The sequence below is a fragment of the Shumkonia mesophila genome, assembly GCF_026163695.1.
GTDB classification, from domain to species: Bacteria; Pseudomonadota; Alphaproteobacteria; order Rhodospirillales; family Shumkoniaceae; genus Shumkonia; species Shumkonia mesophila.
The window spans coordinates 1-1,059 of sequence record NZ_JAOTID010000052.1 but is presented as its reverse complement, the minus strand read 5'-3'; the positions used below and the strand labels follow the sequence as shown (position 1 = coordinate 1,059).

Sequence of the window (1,059 nt, the reverse complement as noted above, 5' to 3'; positions counted from 1 at the left end):
CTAGAGCGTTATCCGACCGGATAGAATCGAAAGGGATTCCCCTTTTTGGAGGAATGTGATTCAACATGTGGGCTGGAGAGGGAGGCCAGCCTGCATGACGAGACCTCTTTCGCAAGACCTCAGGGAACGGCTGATATTGGCGGTTGAAGGCGGCATGTCGCGGCGTTCGGCGGCGCATCGTTTTGGTGTGGCGGCATCGACGGCGATCAAATGGGTCGAGCGGTGGCGCCGGTTGGGCCATGTTGAGCCACGGGTTCAAGGTGGGGATAATCGCTCGCACAGGATCGAAGGACATGCCGAGGAGATCGTGGCATTGGTTACAGAGGTGCCTGACATCACCTTGGCCGAGCTTGCCGCGCACCTGGACGAGGTACACGGATTGAAGGTGGCGCCGAGCACAGTCTGGCGATTTCTCGATCGTCGGGATCTGACCTTCAAAAAAAACCGCGCACGCCAGCGAACAGCAGCGGCCTGACGTCCTGCGGCTGCGGCACGCCTGGTTCGAACTCCAACCGGATCTGGAGCCGGAGCGACTGATCTTCATCGATGAGACCGGCGCCTCGACGAAGATGGCCCGGCGTTATGGCCGGGCTCCGCGCGGCGAGCGTTGTCGGGCGCCGGTGCCCCATGGACATTGGAAGACAACGACCTTCGTCGGCGCCCTTCGGCTGGAGGGAATGACCGCCCCCATGGTGCTCGACGGCGCCATGCACGGGGCGGCCTTCCTCGCATACGTGGAACAGGTGCTGGTCCCGACGCTGGCGCCCGGCGACATCGTCGTCATGGACAACCTGCCCGCCCATAAACCGGTTGCCGTGCGAGCCGCCATCGAAAACGCCGGCGCCAAGCTGCACTTCCTGCCGCCCTATAGCCCCGACTTCAACCCCATCGAGATGGCATTCTCAAAACTCAAGGCCTTCCTCAAAAAGACCGCCGCCCGCACCAAAGATGACCTATGGGACGCCATTGCTCTCGGTATCGATACATTCACGCCGACTGAATGCGAAAACTACTTCGCCGCTGCCGGATATGACCGCGAGTGATCGGATAACGCTCTAG

1 protein-coding gene is annotated in these 1,059 nt (G+C 61.4%); it reads left to right on the top strand.

Annotation, left to right across the window (positions count from 1 at the left end):
- Positions 1–94: 94 nt before the first annotated feature.
- Positions 95–1,043 (top strand): IS630 family transposase gene (locus ODR01_RS25205; protein WP_316980472.1). Its coding sequence is split into 2 segments (ribosomal slippage): positions 95–444 and positions 443–1,043, totalling 951 coding nucleotides; the frame shifts between segments, so codons are not numbered across the junction.
- Positions 1,044–1,059: the final 16 nt, after the last annotated feature.